Source organism: Caproicibacterium sp. BJN0003, assembly GCF_026314295.1.
In the GTDB taxonomy this organism is placed as follows: Bacteria; Bacillota; Clostridia; order Oscillospirales; family Acutalibacteraceae; genus Caproicibacterium.
In genome coordinates this window covers 754,971-770,061 of sequence record NZ_CP111108.1, presented here as the reverse complement: position 1 = coordinate 770,061, position 15,091 = coordinate 754,971, and the positions used below count along the sequence as shown (strand labels likewise).

Genomic DNA, 15,091 nt, shown 5'->3' with positions numbered 1-15,091 from the left:
TTATGCTTTCTTCGTATACTGGCATGTAAAACAACGAAGGAGGCAATACTTTATGTGCAATAATTGTGGTGGATGCAGTGGATTCGGTGGATGCAGTTGGATTATCCTTCTGATTATCATTCTTGTATGCTGCGGCGGTGGCTGCGGCGGTGGCTGCGGCAATGGCTGTGGCGGCTGTGGCGGTGGCTGCGGTGGCTGTGGCGATGGCTGCGGATGCAATAATAACAATTGCGGCTGCTAATCCTACTAATCTGCAAGTTCCTAGCATTTGAATGAATAAGGGCTGCGGAAGATAATTCCTGCAGCCCTTATTCTTTATCTTGAGAATCTTTTTAGATATCCTTCTTTTTCAATGCTTCTCTAAGTGCCTTGGCAATCTGATCCGGACAGGAAGTGGATTTGAATCCACAGCGCACTCCAGAAAAGCGGTCGATCACGTCCTGCGCTTTCATCCCTTTTACCAAAGCGCAAATGCCCTTTAGATTTCCATTGCATCCTCCAATAACTTTCATATCCTGTATCCGATCTCCGTCAAGTTCAAGCTGAACTTCACGAGAGCAGGTTCCTTTTGTCTTGTAGTTATATTTCATCGAAAAACCCTCTCTTAAAGTATCAAAAATATTTCGGCAAGAATTATTTTCGGAGCGCTGCGGCACGCTTTTTCAGCAGTTCAATTTGGTCATCCTCCGTCAAACAGGCACCAACCTCTGTCCGATGATTCGTATACATGCCGTGAAAATCGCTGCCGCCGGTCATGGCAAGATGATATTTCTGCGCAATCGCACGAGCTTTTTCCTCATCATCTTCCTTATTGCAGGGATGGTTGACTTCTACGCCGTCCAATAGCCCTTCAGATGCAAGCTTTTCCAAAAGGGGAAATCCATCATAAAGGCAGGGATGGGCAAAAACAGTCACTCCTCCTGCATCGTGAATTCGCTTAATCACATCGCGGGTATCTGGATAATGAACTGCGCTATAAGCAAGCCCCACCTTATGATCAAAAAGTTTTCGATAAACGGGGCCATAAAATTCATCTGTACACCCGGCATCGATCAATGCGTGCATCACATGCTGCTTATAAATATTAGTGCTGCCTTGTGCTCGCCGCATAATCATCTCTGCTGTAACCGGATACAAATGGATCACTTTTTGAAGCATTACTAAAGATGCACGTCTACGCGCATCACTAGTATGCTTACAAAGTCCCTCCAGACGATCTGTATTGGAACAGAAATAGCACAAAATATGAGCACGTTTTCCTGTCTCGGTATCGGCGGTGGAGAATTCTGCTCCAGGAATCACTTCAATTTCATTTCGCTTCCCATAAACCTTTGCCCTGATTGCTCCTGCAAAGGTATCATGGTCAGTTACTGCCACTGTTTTAAGCCCTTTCCGTTTTGCAAGCTGCAATAGTTCTTCAATGCTGACAGAACCATCGGAAATCTTGGTATGGCAATGCAGATCTGCTGGCACCCAATCACCCCACCTTTTTATTTTCTAAAAGTTTACATTTAACTGTTGTTTTTTTACTCTATCCGTATTATAATACAAATTTTATAGTTTTGCAACAAACGTTTTTGCCAGTTGGGCAGAATAAAGGGTCACCGTTTTAAAACGGTGACCCTTTAAAAAACGAATTCTACTTTAAAGCGCCATTTTCTGAATCCGAAAAGAGTGACGGTTTATCCGCCAAAGGATCACATCTGCCAGCAATATGATTCCCCAGAAAATCAAAAGAACATGTGCAGAAAAAACTAAAAGGCCAGTAAACGGCACAATACAGCACAAAGTCAATGGAAAAGCCAGATATGCACTGGTCTGGATACTTTCGAGATAAGAACCGCTCTTAAAGAACCCCGCAGCTGTAAAAAAAGTGCCCAACACCGTGATCGACGGTGCAAGCAAAACGAGCACAATCAGCCACTCCAGACGAAAGAAAAATGGAACCTTTAAAAGGATATCTCCAATTGAAAGAACCAGAGCCATCAAAGCAAAAGAGATCACTGTAGTAACAGCAGAAATCATGATGCAGCAAATTGCCTTAACCTGAAAGACTCTCGATATCCGGACTGGTGTTAAAAGCAGGGACTCGAGCGTCTGACGATCTCGATCTCCCACAAAGCTACAGGCCGCCGTAATGCAGGAACAAAGAAGTGGAATCATTAAAAACAGCATCGGGCAGATATACCGACTAAAAATGGCAAATAGAGCCTGCCGTTCATTCATCCATTCATTTTTTGTTGTTAAAAGGGCCATCAGTCCCTCTCCCAGAGAAGAATGCTGATGGAAAATCATCAGCATCGCAAGATATCCGCCTGGAATCAGCAAGGCCAAAAAAATCGGAATGATAATCATACAACTGCGCGCTACACGATCATTCCAGATTTCAGTAAGCTCTTTTCTAATAAGAATTCTATCTGTTTTTACTGCCCGCCTTTTGTGCATTCTGTCATTCCTCCTAAAAGGGCTTTATAAATATTAGTCAAAGTCGGTTTTATAACCCGTGCCTCATAAATATCATGCCCTTTTGCTACCATTTCACGGAGAATTTCAGGCATTTCTGATTCATTTTGAATTTTTTTCCCCCAAAAACCATCTTCCTGTAAAGTCCAATCTTGGAGATGATCCTCTTCAGGAATCCGCAGTACCGCTTTCGGCCAACAGCCTGCTTTCTCTGAAAGCGTATTTAAATCTCCATCCGCAATCAAGCATCCATGGCTCAGTACTCCAAACTTTTCGCAGAGCACTTCTGCTTCCTGTGGAAAGCGTGTACACAGCAAAACTGTCATTCCCTCGTTTTGCACGATTCCAAAAATCAGGCTCAACACAGCAGATGCTGTATCCGAATCAAGTCCGCTGACAGGTTCATCCAATAAAAGCACACGCGGCCGATGCATCAGCGCACGCGCAAGCGATAGGCGCTGTGCTTCACTTGTTGTATATCTCCAAACTTTTTGGTCTCGAAGCGGGAAAATATCTAATTCCCGCATCAATTCTGCTGCACGTTCCGCACATTCTGTTCTTTTCAGTCCGGAGACTCCTCCGAAGAACAGCAGGTTTTCCCATCCGGTCATTTGTTTATACAATCCCGCCGTCTGCGTTAACACTCCACAACTCTGGTGAATCTGTTCGGGCGCTTTCATTGGGTTCCAATTTAGGACTGTACACTCTCCAGAAGTAGGTTTTTCAAGGCTGCTTAAAAGCTTTACCAAAGTTGTCTTTCCGGCACCTTTTCCACCCAGCAGACCATAAACAGTCCCCTCGGAAACGGCAAAAGAAAAATCATTTAAGGCAACAACTTTTTCCGAATAAATTTTTGTAAGTTTTTTTGTAAGGATTGCTTCCATAACAGCCCCCGTTCAACAAATTCTTAATAGTTCCAGAATACGACTCCTCTTTTCAAATGTCAACGCATTGCACACTTTTTCCCAAAAAAGCAGCACTTCGAGGTCAAAAATACCGAAGTGCTGCTGCTTGTTATTTACCAATTAGAAAATCTAGAATATTCCACGCATCGTCAGTCATTGTCTTATAAAGTTCTGTATAACCGCATTGCGTACAGGTAATGGTATAGAATTTCTTATTTTGAATATCAAAAATTTTCGCAAAATTTCCACCGGTTGCCTGAAACTGATCTGATTCAAAAGATTGATTCCCACATTTGGGACAAATGTATTGTTTTTGTTCCACGAAGCTTCCTCCTTTTTACTGCAGATTCAGATGATTCTTGAGAATTTGATGCGTAATTACAAAGAAGATCGCACAGAACACCAGGAAAAAGATTGTCATACTGCCTAGAGCAATCGAAAACATATGCATCTCTCGAATATCAATCTCAACTTGGCTGAAATTGTCACTCACAGAAAGCGTTTGAAACCAATTTGCCAAGATACCATCGGCACTCGTTGCTCGATCAAATCCTCTGAAGAAGAAATAGCCGACAGTGCCCTGCACAATTCCACCGACCGTATAGGCTCCGATTCCTGTAAGCACCCGATGCTTCGGGAAGAGAGAACCGACCGCGATTGCCATATAAACGCCAAGAATGCACTGCAGCAGGCATGTGACTATGAAAGCGAGTACAGAAAATCCCATAGCCCAAACTGATCCGCCGTACATTTGAGTTGCCTTACCGATAGAAGAGAATATGGAAGAAAGGACTCGCACCATATTGTCATTCGCCGACATGATCATAACGGAAATCACCAAAGCAACACAGCTTAGGATTACCCAAAGGCAGGAAATCAAAAGTTTTGCCCAGATATGTTGCGCAATTGTTGTCGGCAAGGTCAAACTTAAATATCCCTCGTGCCCCAAAAGATTGCGGTTAAAGCGCTGAATGCTGATAACGACTGTCATCACAAAAATTGCCGTCACTAAAGCAGCGTATCCAATGCCAATCAAAAATCCAATGATAGCCATGGGAGTCGTTGAAAAAGTTCCGGATGTATTCTTAAACATAATCAGCATTGCAATCGAAAACAGAAAAAGTAATCCATACATCGGCAGGAAGATCCGTGAAGTTGCTTTTAATTCATATTTCAATAATTTTCTTAGCATCTGAATACCTCCCGGAAAAGCGCATCAACGCTCTTGCCCTCTTTTTCCCGAATATCATCTACGCTAGACTGCATGACAAGCACTCCGCTATTTAAGAACAAAACTTCATCCAAAATTTTCTCAATATCCGCAATCAAATGAGTACTGATAATCACACAGGCATCTTTACTGTAATTGCTGATAATGGTCTCCAGAATATAATCTCTGGCTGCCGGATCAACCCCACCAATCGGTTCGTCTAACAAATACAGCTTTGCAGCACGGCTCATTGTCAAAATTAGCTGCACCTTTTCTTTGGTTCCTTTACTCATGGTCTTTAAGCGCATTTTTTCTGTGATGTGCAAATGCTGAAGCATTTCACGAGCTTTTCCAATATCAAAATCCGCATAAAAATCCGCGAAGAAATGGAGCAATTCTTCAGTCGTCATCCATTCCGGGAGACTGTTCCGATCCGGAAGATAAGAAACGATCGCCTTTGTCTGAGGACCCGGCTGCATCCCATTGATTGTGATTTGTCCGCTAGAAGGGGTTAAAAGTCCATTGATCAATTTAATAAGGGTCGTTTTTCCGCTTCCATTCGGGCCAAGAAGTCCAACAATTCGGCCCGGCTGCAGTGAAAGGCTTAGATCATTAAGTGCCAGACACTGCGGATAAAATTTGCTCAGATGCTCACAAACCAATATAGGAGCATGTTCTCCCTGCACCTGTGGAATCTGAGCAGTCTGCTCTAGTTGCTCATTCATATTGATTCCTCCTCCATCTGCTGAAGCAGCCGAATCGTCTGCTCTTTTGTAAAACCAAGTTCTTTCATTCCACGCAAAAATTCTGTCATCAAATGCTGTGCCATTTCTTTTTTCATCTGCATAATTCGGTCTGCCTCCTTTGTTACAAATCTTCCTGCGGTACGCTCGCTGTAAAGCAAGCCACTGCTTTCCAGCTGTGTTAACGCTCGCTGCATCGTATTGGGATTAACAGCGGCCTCAGACGCCAACTCACGAACACTGGGGAATTTTCCTCCCGGAGGATATTGCCCCATAGCAATCCGCAGTTGAAGCTGTTCGACCAGTTGCGTATAAATTGGACGATCTTCTGTGAATTTCCATACCATCGTCTCTCCTCCTTTCGTCTTCACCAGTTCTATTTTTAATTGTATTAACAACTTAATACAATAATACACTTGGACTTTCCGATTGTCAAGCACTTTTTAAAAATTTTTTTAACCGCTGTAACAGCCTCAACAAGGCATAAAAAGGCGGCTGACGAACTTGTCAGCCGCCTTTTGGGGATGAATTTCACTTTTGCGGCGAAAGGATCTCCATCATACGATTATACTTTTCCGTTCGCTCCGAGCGGCACGGTGCACCCGACTTTAAGGCATCCGCTCCGACAGCAACCGCTAAATCAGCAATAAAAGTATCCGCTGTTTCGCCCGACCGATGAGAAACAATTACATGATACTGATTTGACTGGGCTGTACGGATAGCATTCAGCGTTTCGGTAACCGTTCCAATCTGATTAAGCTTAATTAAAATTGAATTTGCACACTTTTCGTCAATGCCGCGTTGCAGCCTCTTAGAATCCGTCACAAAGAAATCATCACCGACCAGCCATACAAGATCTCCGCATTCCTTTGTGATCATTCTCCAGCCTTCCCAATCTTCCTCTCCAACAGGATCCTCCAGAGAACAGATTGGATATTTTTGAATTAATTTCTTTTCATATTCCACCAATTCCTGCGTGGTAAAAATATGGCCGCTCTTGGGCTGAAGATAATGTCCCTCTTTATCGGCCCATTCGCTCGCTGCAAAATCCAATGCAAATTGAAAATCTTTGTCAGGCTCATATCCTGCTTTTTTTACCGCTTCTGTCAGACAGTCAAGCGCTTCCTCATCACTCTCAAGTTCCGGTGCAAAACCGCCCTCATCTCCCACCGCGGTGGAAAGATTTCTATCTTTCAAAATTCCCTTTAAAGCATGATAAACTTCCGCACTACGCCGCAGATTCTCCTCAAAATCTTTTCCCTGCGGCACCAACATGAACTCCTGTGTATCAAGCTTATTTCCAGCATGAGCACCACCATTTAAGACATTCAAAAACGGTACCGGCGGCTTTGTTCTCGTGAAGTTTTCTTCTTCCTGCAAGAATTCCCACAAAGCTTGCCCGCTGCTCACTGCGGCCGCTCTAGCTGCCGCCATGCTGACTGCTAAAATTGCATTGGCTCCCAAACGTTCCTTGTTTTGGGTACCGTCTAACGCACACATTGCAGCGTCCAATGACATAATATCGCAGGCATCCATTCCATGCAAAGCCGGTGCTAATTCCTGCTCAATATTTTGGACTGCTTTTTTGACGCCCATCCCATTAAAAAACGCACCGCCATCCCGCAATTCCAGTGCCTCATGCTGACCGGTAGAAGCCCCACTTGGAACTGCCGCTTTTGCGTGAGTTCCATCTGCTAAAAACACCGTTGCTTCTACGGTTGGATTGCCTCTGCTATCTAAAATCCAGCGCGCCGTAATTTTTGTAATTCGGCTTTTCATCGAGATTCCTCCCTAATTGAGATAAGATTTATTTAAAAGATTCCCAATTATTTACATATCATACAAATTTCCATCGCTTTTATAAAAAAAGCGGCTTCCCCTACTCAAAACGCTCCGATAAAACAGATTTGCTTTAAATAAAAGGAAACCGCTGAATAAATAAATTTTTTTACAGAATCAAGCCATACCAGCTGTTACAATTGCCATTTTGTATACTTCTTCAGCATTGCAGCCACGGGACAAGTCATTGATTGGTGCATTCAATCCCTGCAGGATCGGCCCAATTGCCTCAAAACCACCAAGGCGCTGAGCAATTTTATAACCGATGTTACCAGCGTTGATATCCGGGAAAATAAAGGTATTTGCCTGACCAGCAACCTTTGATCCTGGAGCCTTCAAAGAACCGACTTCTTTAGAGAATGCAGCATCAAACTGGAATTCGCCATCTACATCGAAGTCTGGTTTTGCAGCCAAAATCTTCTCGGTAGCAGAACGCATCTTATCAACGCTTTCTCCCTTTCCGGAACCCTTTGTGCTGTAAGAAAGTACTGCAACCTTTGGATCCATATCAAAGAAACGAGCGGTCTTTGCAGATTCCAGAGCGATCTCAACCAAATCATCATCAGAAGGATCAATATTAATAGCACAGTCTGCCATTACATACATTTCATCGCTTCCATCAGCCTTTGGACGGTTCAGAACGAAGCAGCTGCTCACGATCTTATTGCCGGGCTTTGTTTTAATAAGCTGCAGTGCCGGGCGAACTGTATCTGCGGTAGAGTAAGTAGCACCGCCCAAAAGTGCATCGGCATAGCCCATTTTCACATACATGGTGCCAAAATAGTTGGATTTAGAAAGAGCTGCTCTGCATGCAGCCTCATCCATTTTTCCTTTACGCAGTTCGACCATTTTTGCAACGAACTCATCAAATTTAGGGAATGTTTTAATATCAACAATCTCAATTCCATCAATGTCAATTCCGTTTTTCTTCGCTGCAGCCTGTACCTTTTCGGGATTACCAATCATAATCGGCGTTAAATATCCTTCTTTTTTCAGGCGGGATGCCGCTTCTTGAATACGATGATCTTCCCCTTCAGTAAAGACAATCCGACGAGGATTTTCTTTCAGGTTTTTGATCAATTTAGTCAGCATACCGCTGCCCTTTGACTCTGTCATCATTACTTGATTCCTCCGTTTGTGAATTTATCGTCAACTTGGACAATTCTTGCAAGATGATTATAGCGTTTTTTCCCATAAAAGTAAAGTGCCTGTCCGGAAAAGAATCGATTTTATTTACTCTTTTGGTTTTTATTTTCTTTTGAGTTTTTGCACAATTTTTTAATATTTTTTTTCAATCTCTTGACAAGCGAATCTCTTTTATGATAAAATAAATCTCGTCTTGTAAGGAGAGGTGTCCGAGTGGTTTATGGAGCTGGTCTTGAAAACCAGTGATCCCGCGAGGGACCAAGAGTTCGAATCTCTTCCTCTCCGCCATTGCAAATTCGATTGAAAAATTTGATATAAATAATTTTAATTCACCTTGGAGAAATACCCAAGTGGTGAAGGGGCTCCCCTGCTAAGGGAGTAGGTCGGGTAACCGGCGCGTGGGTTCAAATCCCACTTTCTCCGCCAATCCAAAAACCCGCATGTTTGCTGAAAAGTCAGTATTCATGCGGGTTTTCTTTATGTTTATATATCTTATTATTGAGACTAAATTCTTCTGAAAAAAGGAAATAATGCAACAAAAATTAAAAAATGCAACACGAAATGCAACACAGAAATCCGTATTTTTATTTGTTTAAAGCATTTTCGAAGTATTGATTAGCCTCTTTTTTTATCTTTTCTGTTTCTTCTTTAAACGTATATTGATACACACTTTTTAAAACATGATCACTCGCCCATCCTCCCATATCCATAACATATTTATCCGGAACTCCGCGAGCATGCATAATTGCTGCGAAGCAATGACGTAAAGAGTGCATTGTATAAGGAGGTAAGCCATTTTCTTTTAAAATATTCTTGAACTGTTTCAGTACTTGACTGGATCGACTCTGAAAAAGCCATCCATCCGGATGCAACTTGCACACTGCCTTCATTTTTTGGGCCAGGTATGGAGGCATTAAATCTACTCTTGTACCTGCATCAGATTTTGCAAAGGGCTTATATACAAGTTGGTCATGCTCATCTGAAATTAAAGCCCCGTGAATATAAACTTTTGCACCTTTTATATCGAAGGCCGTTAGCGCTGCAATTTCGCTTTGCCGTAAACTACAGGTTAATGCCAGCAAGACTTGACACTCAATCGGGGTCCCTTCTATTATTTTCATAATACGCTGGGCATCTTCTTGTGTAGGGACTAAAATTGATTTGTGCTCATCCGGCTTAAGTGTTGTATCCGGTACCTGCATTCTGTGATAACGCATAACAGCAGAAATGAATCCAAATTGATTTTTTAAGGACTTGGAAGAATACTTTAAAGCGTTTTGATTCATTTGTTTTTGTATAAAATCCCCGACCTCTAATTTACCGAGGCACACATCTTTAATTAATGTATACGCAGTACGCTGCATAATCCTATATCCTCTGATTGTAGAAGGAGAAAGCAAATTTGATTTACTTTCTAAATAATCATTTGCGGCTTCATCAAATGTTAAATTCTCAGATTTCCTTCCCCTTTTCTTTTTATAACTGTATTCAGCAGCAACATATTCCGCTTCTTTTTTAGTATCTGCTGTAAAAGACTTATACTGCCTTTTCCCTTGAGACATTCCTGCATATATTAATACTCTCCAAGCCCCACTTGGAAGTTTTTTTGCACTTGCCATATTGATACCCCCTAAAAATAGGCATAAAAATGCCCGGCTACTTGATTTTTTGCCGGACGACTGGTACAATATGGTTGCATTTGTTCCTGTCGGCTCCGGCCGATGATTCCGTCTGTTGGTATTGCGAGTACCGGTAGGCGGATTTTTTATTTATTTTTTACTGCTTTGAATTTTTTCATCTATGCTATACAACAAGTTAATTTCTTTCTCTTGGTTTTTAAAATGGCAAGAAGCCGTTGCAAGGCCTGCTGAAAGGGCTCCAAAAGCGCCCCATACGCTAATCATCATTATGTAATTAAAGCTACCAACGGGTTTATTATTATCAGAACTATGACTTTTACTGTTGCTATAATTTTTACTGTTAGAACTGCTGGAACTAGTTCCAAGTAAATAATTAATCTGATCTCCCATTGTGACAGTCTTGCACATACTTCCCAACAATAAACCCATCAAAATTCCGACAACCAGAGAAACAATTGCCAGGTTCCTAAAAAGTGAACTGATCGGTTTCTTGGTAGGTTCAACATTAGGACTAGGTGGAATCTGACTTCCAGCATCTTTCCGGGCTGAACTTTCAATATTTTTTTCAACAGGACTAGGACTATCCTGCTGAACATGATCGGATTTTGAGTGAAATATTCGTTCCGTTGCAGTTTCGCTTAAATAAGTTTTACACTTATAACACTGCTTTGCCCCATCCGGATTTAGCGCCTGGCACTTAGGACACTTAATCATAAATGTCTCCCCCATATCAAAATATTTCCTATTTTATTATATCTTTTTAAAGAATTAATTAATTGGTCTTTATAGGCTTCTATTTCATAAATTGATTTAATAGAATACTTCTGCTCTTTTTTATTTCACGCTAAATGACAACCCACAATTTTCTATATAATAATGAATCGCCCACTTAATTGCGGGCTCTGGCAATCCAAAATACTCGGCAAGCTGCCATGGTTTTGTATATCCATCTTGAATCGCCGCTTGTATTTGTTCAAACGGAAGAAAACGCTTTACTGCCCATCTATTGGCCTTATATTCATGTTTTTGAACCAAATCAAGCGAACTGCTTACTTTATGCGTGCACCCGGTAACACAATGCCCTGTTTCGTGTGCTATTGCTCTCTTTGTCTCCGCCAATGATGAAAACCGAGTAATATCAATAAATATTCCATATTGCTTATTCAGTTCAATCGTAGCGCTCTTAACTTCCCCAGCATCATATTGATATAGGGAAATTTCGTGTCCTTGTATTTCTTTATATAAATCTGAAAACTCAACCATAATGTCAATCCTTAGATTTTTTTTTATCCTGCTGTTGTTTAAAGAATTTTGCCATTTCCAACAACTTGTCTTTATTCTCTTCTGTTAATTCCTTAGATTCATCTAAGAGCGCATAAGTAAAATCACTAAAAGTGATATCTTCAGGCTTCTTCTCATTCAGAGAGGAAGCCTTTTCTTTTTGCTCGTTCCCGAGGAGATACCCTATTGAAACGTTAAAATAATCAGCTATTTTTTTGAGTGCGTCTCCGCGCGGAACATAACCGTTATTTTTCCAATTGCTTACGTTGGATTTATTTATACCACACTCTTCTGCTGCCCTACTTGGCTTGACCCCCCGCTTTTCGCATAGCGAAGAAAATACATCATAAAACATAAAACTGTCCCCTTCAACTTGCTTGCAAAAAAAGTTTAAGAACATAGAAAAAAGCGTTGACAAGTTTATGTTCATGTACTATACTGTAATCACAAAGTTGCAGTACATAAACTTAAATGTGCCCGCTTTACCGAGTACCAATCGATAAAGTTTATGTTCTTGTTGTCACAAACAGATAATAGCACATAAGTTTAAGAAATGCAACAATAAAGATACAAGAAGGTGAACTTTTAATGCCTGAAAATTGGACTGGTAAAATCATCGGCAAAATGCACGTTTGCCGCGTATCAAAGAAGCAGCTTGCCGCGCAACTCGGATATACGCCGGAATATGTAAGCATGGTGCTTAACGGACATCGAACTCCGAATGGTGCAGAAACAGAGTTTGCAAAGGCACTGGACGAACTTATTAGACAGAAATCGAAAGAAAATGGAGGTACATAATGAACAGTCCTATCACGTCGTTTATAGGTAGGTGATTCAAAATGCCAAGATTAAGAGTATCGGCAGCTGAACTTGAAAATCGAAAAATAATTGCAGGGATCAAGTATGGCTGCGAAATGTCCGGAATAAATCCTATGGATTTAGCGGTGGTTGCACATATTGACCGGTCCACCCTCTATCGGAGGCTAAAGGACCCGACGCAATTTAGATTGTGCGAACTGCGTGCCATTAGTCAGCGATTACACATTCCTATGCAAAAATTAATTTTAGAAAAGGAGGAATCAGCATGACAGCAATCTATAACATCGGCTTGCTTACAATCGCCCTGCTGGTAGCTTATGTGATTATCTGGGCAGTTAAAAAAGCATGGAACGATTACAAGCAGGAAATCGGCAACCGCGAAAGAGTTCGGAGTAACCGGCAGAGTATGCGCCCCGGAAAATATTATTAAAGGAAGTGAAGGTTGATGGGAGAACTGAAGCCGTGCCCTCTCTGCGGAAGAAAAGCGGTACGGCGCAATTTTACCGTACCGTGTGTGAATGGATGGGTGGGATGTCAAAAGTGCCATTGCTTTATCAACTGGGTAAACGACGGAGAGCCCGAAGCCATCGCCGCATGGAACCGCCGCGTTGACCCGGAAAACGATAATACAGAAGTTTTAGAGGCGTTGCAAAAATCACAAGAACTAAGTCAAATGCTGCTAGAAAAGCTAAAAACTAAAAATGGAGGTGGTACTAATGAAAGCAACAGGAATAGTCCGCAGGATTGACGATCTCGGTCGTATTGTAATCCCGAAGGAAATCCGCAAAACTCGCGGCATTAAAAATGGTGACCCGGTGGAAATCTTTGTGGATGGTGATTGCATCGTCCTGAGAAAATATGAGCCAGAAACATGGACAACCACAGAACTCAAGGAAGCACTGATCTGTGCTTGTCGATCATCTGGGAATGATCCGGCTGACATTTTGAACGTGATAAGGAGGAAATCCAATGAATGAACATAAAAATACCGCCCAGAGCGCTACCAACACTCAGGGCGGAAAGGAAACCACTAATAATTTAAAAGTACCGCAGAATGAAGGATTTGTCAAGCGAAATATCGTTGCTTATAAAGGGATCGGTCCAGAGAGAGGAAAGACTGTGCCCGCAGACGATGCCCTTCCCTATGCCATGCTTCGCTGTGGAATAGCATTTGACTGCTCTGAAAACACAGGCGACTGCCGGCAGGAATTTACGAAAACGCTAGTCGATTGGTTTTATTCCGGGAATTGGCTGCCGATCACAATAGAAAGGGAGTATCTGCTTTGAAGTTGACACATAAACAATGGTTGTCTGAGCGTCGTAAATCAATCGGTGGTTCCGATGCCGCCGCCATTGTTGGTTTAAACCATTATGTGACTCCATATATGCTTTGGGCGGATAAGACCGGTAAACTTCCGGACAAACCGGACAACGAAGCCATGCGGCAAGGCCGCGACTTGGAGCAGTATGTTGCAAGCCGTTTCATGGGAGAAACCGGAAAAAGAGTACGGCGCCGGACTGATTTTTTCCGCAGCAAGTCATTTCCTTTTGCTCATGCGAACATTGACCGTGCAGTCGTCGGGGAACGTGCCGGACTCGAATGCAAGACCACCAGTGTTATGAACCTTAAAAAGTTCAAAAGCGGAGAATTCCCGGAAAACTATTACGTCCAGTGTGTTCATTATCTGGCCGTAACCGGATGGGACCGCTGGTATTTAGCATGCGTGATTTTGGGACAGGGGTTCAAGTGGTTTACGATCGAACGTGATCAAGCCGAGATTGATGCGCTGATGAAAGCGGAATCCAACTTCTGGAATACATATGTTGTCCCAAATATACCGCCTCCGGTAGATGGCCTTCCCCCTACCAGTGAAACACTCGAAACCATCTTTCAAAACAGTGATCCGGCAAAAGGGCCGGCAGATCTGCAGACCTGTCATGACCTCATTCAGCAATACTGCAGCACCAAAGATCTTATTAAGTCCTATCAGCAAGAACTCAATCAATATAAACAGGCACTGCAGAGTGAGCTTGGAGAGCGCGAGTCAGGAATATGCAGCAATTATACCGTCAGCTGGAAGCAACAAACCAGGAGCAGTTTTAATCTCAAACAATTTGCTTCCGATCATCCGGAAATAGACCTCCGTTCTTATCTTAAAGAATCAACATTCAGAAAATTTGATATAAAGGAGAATTCAAAATGACCTCCATCCAAAAAGCTACTGAAAGCACAGCAACCGCGAAAGTCGAAAAGCACACCATTCAAGCCTACATTCAAAAGATGCAGGGAGAAATCAAGAAAGCCCTGCCCTCCGTTTTGACGCCGGAACGCTTTACCAGGATTATTTTATCGGCTCTCTCTACCAATCCGCAGTTGGGAGCTACAACACCGCAGTCTTTCCTCGGCGCAATGATGACTGCCGCACAGCTTGGTGTCGAGCCGAATACCCCCTTAGGGCAAGCCTATCTGATTCCATATAAAAATCATGGGACTCTGGAATGCCAGTTTCAACTTGGCTATAAAGGGTTAATTGACCTTGCCTACAGATCCGGCCAAATCAGCGTTATCCAAGCGCACACCGTTTACGAACATGATGAATTCGACTATGAATTAGGGCTTGAACCAAAGCTTCACCATGTACCATGCAAAGACGCCGACAAAGGAAACGCTGTTTATTTCTACGGCATGTTTAAGACAAAAGACGGCGGATATGGATTTGAAGTAATGAGCGTCGATGACGTACGCGCCTTTGCCAAGAGATACAGCAAAGCATACAGCAGCAGCTATTCCCCCTGGTCAACCAACTTTGAAGAAATGGCAAAGAAAACTGTTTTGAAGCGTGCCCTCAAATATGCTCCATTAAAAACTGAATTTGTCCGTGGAATGTCAGCAGATGAAACTATCAAGACTGAGATTTCGGATGACATGTTCAGCGTTCCTACTGAATACATCGAAGCGGAAAGCGTTGAAGTCGACGAAGAAACCGGAGAGGTCAAAGAACCATAACCATTTTCGCAGAAGGCAAGGCACAGAGCCGGGTGGGT

General features: G+C 42.5%; 22 protein-coding genes, 2 tRNA genes and 1 pseudogene. 11 read left to right on the top strand and 14 right to left on the bottom strand.

Going from position 1 to position 15,091, the window contains the following annotated elements; all coding sequences use genetic code 11:
* Positions 1-52: 52 nt before the first annotated feature.
* Entirely contained in the window at positions 53-241 is a 189-nt protein-coding gene (locus OP489_RS03815) for a hypothetical protein (RefSeq protein ID WP_266163028.1), read from the top strand.
* 91 nt (positions 242-332) lie between these two features.
* On the opposite strand, the gene OP489_RS03810 is transcribed toward OP489_RS03815, so the two are convergent.
* The 10 genes from OP489_RS03810 to pta all read right to left on the bottom strand — a co-directional run bounded on the left by OP489_RS03810 (position 333) and on the right by pta (position 8,252).
* A complete protein-coding gene (locus OP489_RS03810) occupies positions 333-590 on the bottom strand; it encodes a TIGR03905 family TSCPD domain-containing protein (RefSeq protein WP_266163027.1) in 258 nt (85 codons plus the stop codon).
* A gap of 43 nt (positions 591-633) precedes the next feature.
* Complete coding sequence (locus OP489_RS03805) at positions 634-1,473, bottom strand: PHP domain-containing protein (protein WP_180341135.1); 840 nt, start codon at positions 1,471-1,473, stop codon at positions 634-636.
* Positions 1,474-1,644: 171 nt separating this feature from the next.
* On the bottom strand, positions 1,645-2,445 hold the full coding sequence (locus tag OP489_RS03800; RefSeq protein WP_266163026.1) for an ABC transporter permease subunit: 801 nt from the start codon (positions 2,443-2,445) through the stop codon (positions 1,645-1,647).
* Positions 2,424-3,347, bottom strand: a complete 924-nt coding sequence (locus OP489_RS03795) for an ABC transporter ATP-binding protein (RefSeq protein ID WP_266163025.1) — start codon at positions 3,345-3,347, stop codon at positions 2,424-2,426. The genes OP489_RS03800 and OP489_RS03795 overlap by 22 nt, the downstream gene beginning before the upstream one ends.
* Positions 3,348-3,477: 130 nt before the next feature.
* Positions 3,478-3,690 carry a zinc ribbon domain-containing protein gene (locus OP489_RS03790; protein ID WP_180341138.1) on the bottom strand — a complete coding sequence of 71 codons (213 nt, stop codon included), beginning with the start codon at positions 3,688-3,690 and terminating at the stop codon, positions 3,478-3,480.
* Positions 3,691-3,705: 15 nt separating this feature from the next.
* Positions 3,706-4,560: a hypothetical protein gene (locus tag OP489_RS03785; protein WP_266163024.1), complete on the bottom strand. Its 855-nt coding sequence runs from the start codon at positions 4,558-4,560 to the stop codon at positions 3,706-3,708.
* Positions 4,554-5,303, bottom strand: coding sequence for an ABC transporter ATP-binding protein (locus OP489_RS03780; protein ID WP_266163023.1), 750 nt, complete (start codon positions 5,301-5,303; stop codon positions 4,554-4,556). The genes OP489_RS03785 and OP489_RS03780 overlap by 7 nt, the downstream gene beginning before the upstream one ends.
* Positions 5,300-5,668 carry a GntR family transcriptional regulator gene (locus OP489_RS03775; RefSeq protein ID WP_266163022.1) on the bottom strand — a complete coding sequence of 123 codons (369 nt, stop codon included), beginning with the start codon at positions 5,666-5,668 and terminating at the stop codon, positions 5,300-5,302. Before OP489_RS03775 ends, OP489_RS03780 begins: the two co-directional genes overlap by 4 nt.
* 184 nt (positions 5,669-5,852) lie before the next feature.
* On the bottom strand, positions 5,853-7,100 hold the full coding sequence (eno, locus tag OP489_RS03770; RefSeq protein ID WP_266163021.1) for a phosphopyruvate hydratase: 1,248 nt from the start codon (positions 7,098-7,100) through the stop codon (positions 5,853-5,855).
* 177 nt (positions 7,101-7,277) lie between these two features.
* Positions 7,278-8,252 carry a phosphate acetyltransferase gene (gene pta / locus OP489_RS03765; RefSeq protein WP_266163466.1) on the bottom strand — a complete coding sequence of 325 codons (975 nt, stop codon included), beginning with the start codon at positions 8,250-8,252 and terminating at the stop codon, positions 7,278-7,280.
* A gap of 253 nt (positions 8,253-8,505) precedes the next feature.
* Between pta and OP489_RS03760 the strand changes: the two genes are divergently transcribed.
* Positions 8,506-8,594: transfer RNA gene (locus OP489_RS03760), tRNA-Ser, on the top strand.
* A gap of 48 nt (positions 8,595-8,642) precedes the next feature.
* A tRNA-Ser gene (locus tag OP489_RS03755) sits at positions 8,643-8,732 on the top strand.
* A 158-nt stretch (positions 8,733-8,890) separates the two neighbouring features.
* Here OP489_RS03755 and OP489_RS03750 read toward each other — a convergent pair.
* The 4 genes from OP489_RS03750 to OP489_RS03735 all read right to left on the bottom strand — a co-directional run bounded on the left by OP489_RS03750 (position 8,891) and on the right by OP489_RS03735 (position 11,582).
* A complete protein-coding gene (locus OP489_RS03750) occupies positions 8,891-9,925 on the bottom strand; it encodes a site-specific integrase (RefSeq protein WP_266163020.1) in 1,035 nt (344 codons plus the stop codon).
* Positions 9,926-10,075: 150 nt separating this feature from the next.
* Positions 10,076-10,660, bottom strand: a complete 585-nt coding sequence (locus OP489_RS03745; protein ID WP_266163019.1) for a zinc ribbon domain-containing protein — start codon at positions 10,658-10,660, stop codon at positions 10,076-10,078.
* Between the two features lie 120 nt (positions 10,661-10,780).
* Positions 10,781-11,209, bottom strand: coding sequence for an ImmA/IrrE family metallo-endopeptidase (locus tag OP489_RS03740; RefSeq protein WP_266163018.1), 429 nt, complete (start codon positions 11,207-11,209; stop codon positions 10,781-10,783).
* Between the two features lie 4 nt (positions 11,210-11,213).
* Complete coding sequence (locus tag OP489_RS03735) at positions 11,214-11,582, bottom strand: helix-turn-helix domain-containing protein (RefSeq protein WP_266163017.1); 369 nt, start codon at positions 11,580-11,582, stop codon at positions 11,214-11,216.
* Between the two features lie 233 nt (positions 11,583-11,815).
* Here OP489_RS03735 and OP489_RS03730 point away from each other — a divergent pair, with 233 nt between their 5' ends.
* The 8 genes and pseudogenes from OP489_RS03730 (at position 11,816) to OP489_RS03695 (ending at position 15,053) form a co-directional block, all read left to right on the top strand.
* Positions 11,816-12,025: a helix-turn-helix domain-containing protein gene (locus OP489_RS03730; RefSeq protein ID WP_266163016.1), complete on the top strand. Its 210-nt coding sequence runs from the start codon at positions 11,816-11,818 to the stop codon at positions 12,023-12,025.
* A gap of 41 nt (positions 12,026-12,066) precedes the next feature.
* On the top strand, positions 12,067-12,315 hold the full coding sequence (locus OP489_RS03725) for a hypothetical protein (RefSeq protein WP_266163015.1): 249 nt from the start codon (positions 12,067-12,069) through the stop codon (positions 12,313-12,315).
* Positions 12,312-12,476: a hypothetical protein gene (locus OP489_RS03720; protein WP_266163014.1), complete on the top strand. Its 165-nt coding sequence runs from the start codon at positions 12,312-12,314 to the stop codon at positions 12,474-12,476. Before OP489_RS03725 ends, OP489_RS03720 begins: the two co-directional genes overlap by 4 nt.
* 15 nt (positions 12,477-12,491) lie before the next feature.
* Entirely contained in the window at positions 12,492-12,794 is a 303-nt protein-coding gene (locus OP489_RS03715; RefSeq protein ID WP_266163013.1) for a Lar family restriction alleviation protein, read from the top strand.
* Positions 12,763-12,912: pseudogene (locus OP489_RS03710) on the top strand (AbrB/MazE/SpoVT family DNA-binding domain-containing protein); the annotation flags it as partial. The gene OP489_RS03715 and the pseudogene OP489_RS03710, both read left to right, overlap by 32 nt.
* A 103-nt stretch (positions 12,913-13,015) precedes the next feature.
* Positions 13,016-13,333: a hypothetical protein gene (locus tag OP489_RS03705; protein ID WP_266163012.1), complete on the top strand. Its 318-nt coding sequence runs from the start codon at positions 13,016-13,018 to the stop codon at positions 13,331-13,333.
* Positions 13,330-14,250 (top strand): YqaJ viral recombinase family protein, encoded by a 921-nt coding sequence (locus OP489_RS03700; RefSeq protein WP_266163011.1) that lies wholly within the window; start codon positions 13,330-13,332, stop codon positions 14,248-14,250. The genes OP489_RS03705 and OP489_RS03700 overlap by 4 nt, the downstream gene beginning before the upstream one ends.
* Positions 14,247-15,053 (top strand): recombinase RecT, encoded by an 807-nt coding sequence (locus OP489_RS03695; protein WP_266163010.1) that lies wholly within the window; start codon positions 14,247-14,249, stop codon positions 15,051-15,053. Before OP489_RS03700 ends, OP489_RS03695 begins: the two co-directional genes overlap by 4 nt.
* Positions 15,054-15,091: the final 38 nt, after the last annotated feature.

What these genes read in the sequence shown, in the direction of transcription:
- OP489_RS03815 (WP_266163028.1), top strand. Translation starts at nt 53, where the DNA reads ATGTGCAATAATTGTGGTGGATGCAGTGGATTCGGTGGATGCAGTTGG.
- OP489_RS03810 (WP_266163027.1), bottom strand. Translation starts at nt 590, where the DNA reads ATGAAATATAACTACAAGACAAAAGGAACCTGCTCTCGTGAAGTTCAG.
- OP489_RS03800 (WP_266163026.1), bottom strand. Translation starts at nt 2,445, where the DNA reads ATGCACAAAAGGCGGGCAGTAAAAACAGATAGAATTCTTATTAGAAAA.
- OP489_RS03795 (WP_266163025.1), bottom strand. Translation starts at nt 3,347, where the DNA reads ATGGAAGCAATCCTTACAAAAAAACTTACAAAAATTTATTCGGAAAAA.
- OP489_RS03785 (WP_266163024.1), bottom strand. Translation starts at nt 4,560, where the DNA reads ATGCTAAGAAAATTATTGAAATATGAATTAAAAGCAACTTCACGGATC.
- OP489_RS03780 (WP_266163023.1), bottom strand. Translation starts at nt 5,303, where the DNA reads ATGAATGAGCAACTAGAGCAGACTGCTCAGATTCCACAGGTGCAGGGA.
- OP489_RS03775 (WP_266163022.1), bottom strand. Translation starts at nt 5,668, where the DNA reads ATGGTATGGAAATTCACAGAAGATCGTCCAATTTATACGCAACTGGTC.
- eno (WP_266163021.1), bottom strand. Translation starts at nt 7,100, where the DNA reads ATGAAAAGCCGAATTACAAAAATTACGGCGCGCTGGATTTTAGATAGC.
- pta (WP_266163466.1), bottom strand. Translation starts at nt 8,252, where the DNA reads ATGCTGACTAAATTGATCAAAAACCTGAAAGAAAATCCTCGTCGGATT.
- OP489_RS03750 (WP_266163020.1), bottom strand. Translation starts at nt 9,925, where the DNA reads ATGGCAAGTGCAAAAAAACTTCCAAGTGGGGCTTGGAGAGTATTAATA.
- OP489_RS03745 (WP_266163019.1), bottom strand. Translation starts at nt 10,660, where the DNA reads ATGATTAAGTGTCCTAAGTGCCAGGCGCTAAATCCGGATGGGGCAAAG.
- OP489_RS03740 (WP_266163018.1), bottom strand. Translation starts at nt 11,209, where the DNA reads ATGGTTGAGTTTTCAGATTTATATAAAGAAATACAAGGACACGAAATT.
- OP489_RS03735 (WP_266163017.1), bottom strand. Translation starts at nt 11,582, where the DNA reads ATGTTTTATGATGTATTTTCTTCGCTATGCGAAAAGCGGGGGGTCAAG.
- OP489_RS03730 (WP_266163016.1), top strand. Translation starts at nt 11,816, where the DNA reads ATGCCTGAAAATTGGACTGGTAAAATCATCGGCAAAATGCACGTTTGC.
- OP489_RS03725 (WP_266163015.1), top strand. Translation starts at nt 12,067, where the DNA reads ATGCCAAGATTAAGAGTATCGGCAGCTGAACTTGAAAATCGAAAAATA.
- OP489_RS03720 (WP_266163014.1), top strand. Translation starts at nt 12,312, where the DNA reads ATGACAGCAATCTATAACATCGGCTTGCTTACAATCGCCCTGCTGGTA.
- OP489_RS03715 (WP_266163013.1), top strand. Translation starts at nt 12,492, where the DNA reads ATGGGAGAACTGAAGCCGTGCCCTCTCTGCGGAAGAAAAGCGGTACGG.
- OP489_RS03705 (WP_266163012.1), top strand. Translation starts at nt 13,016, where the DNA reads ATGAATGAACATAAAAATACCGCCCAGAGCGCTACCAACACTCAGGGC.
- OP489_RS03695 (WP_266163010.1), top strand. Translation starts at nt 14,247, where the DNA reads ATGACCTCCATCCAAAAAGCTACTGAAAGCACAGCAACCGCGAAAGTC.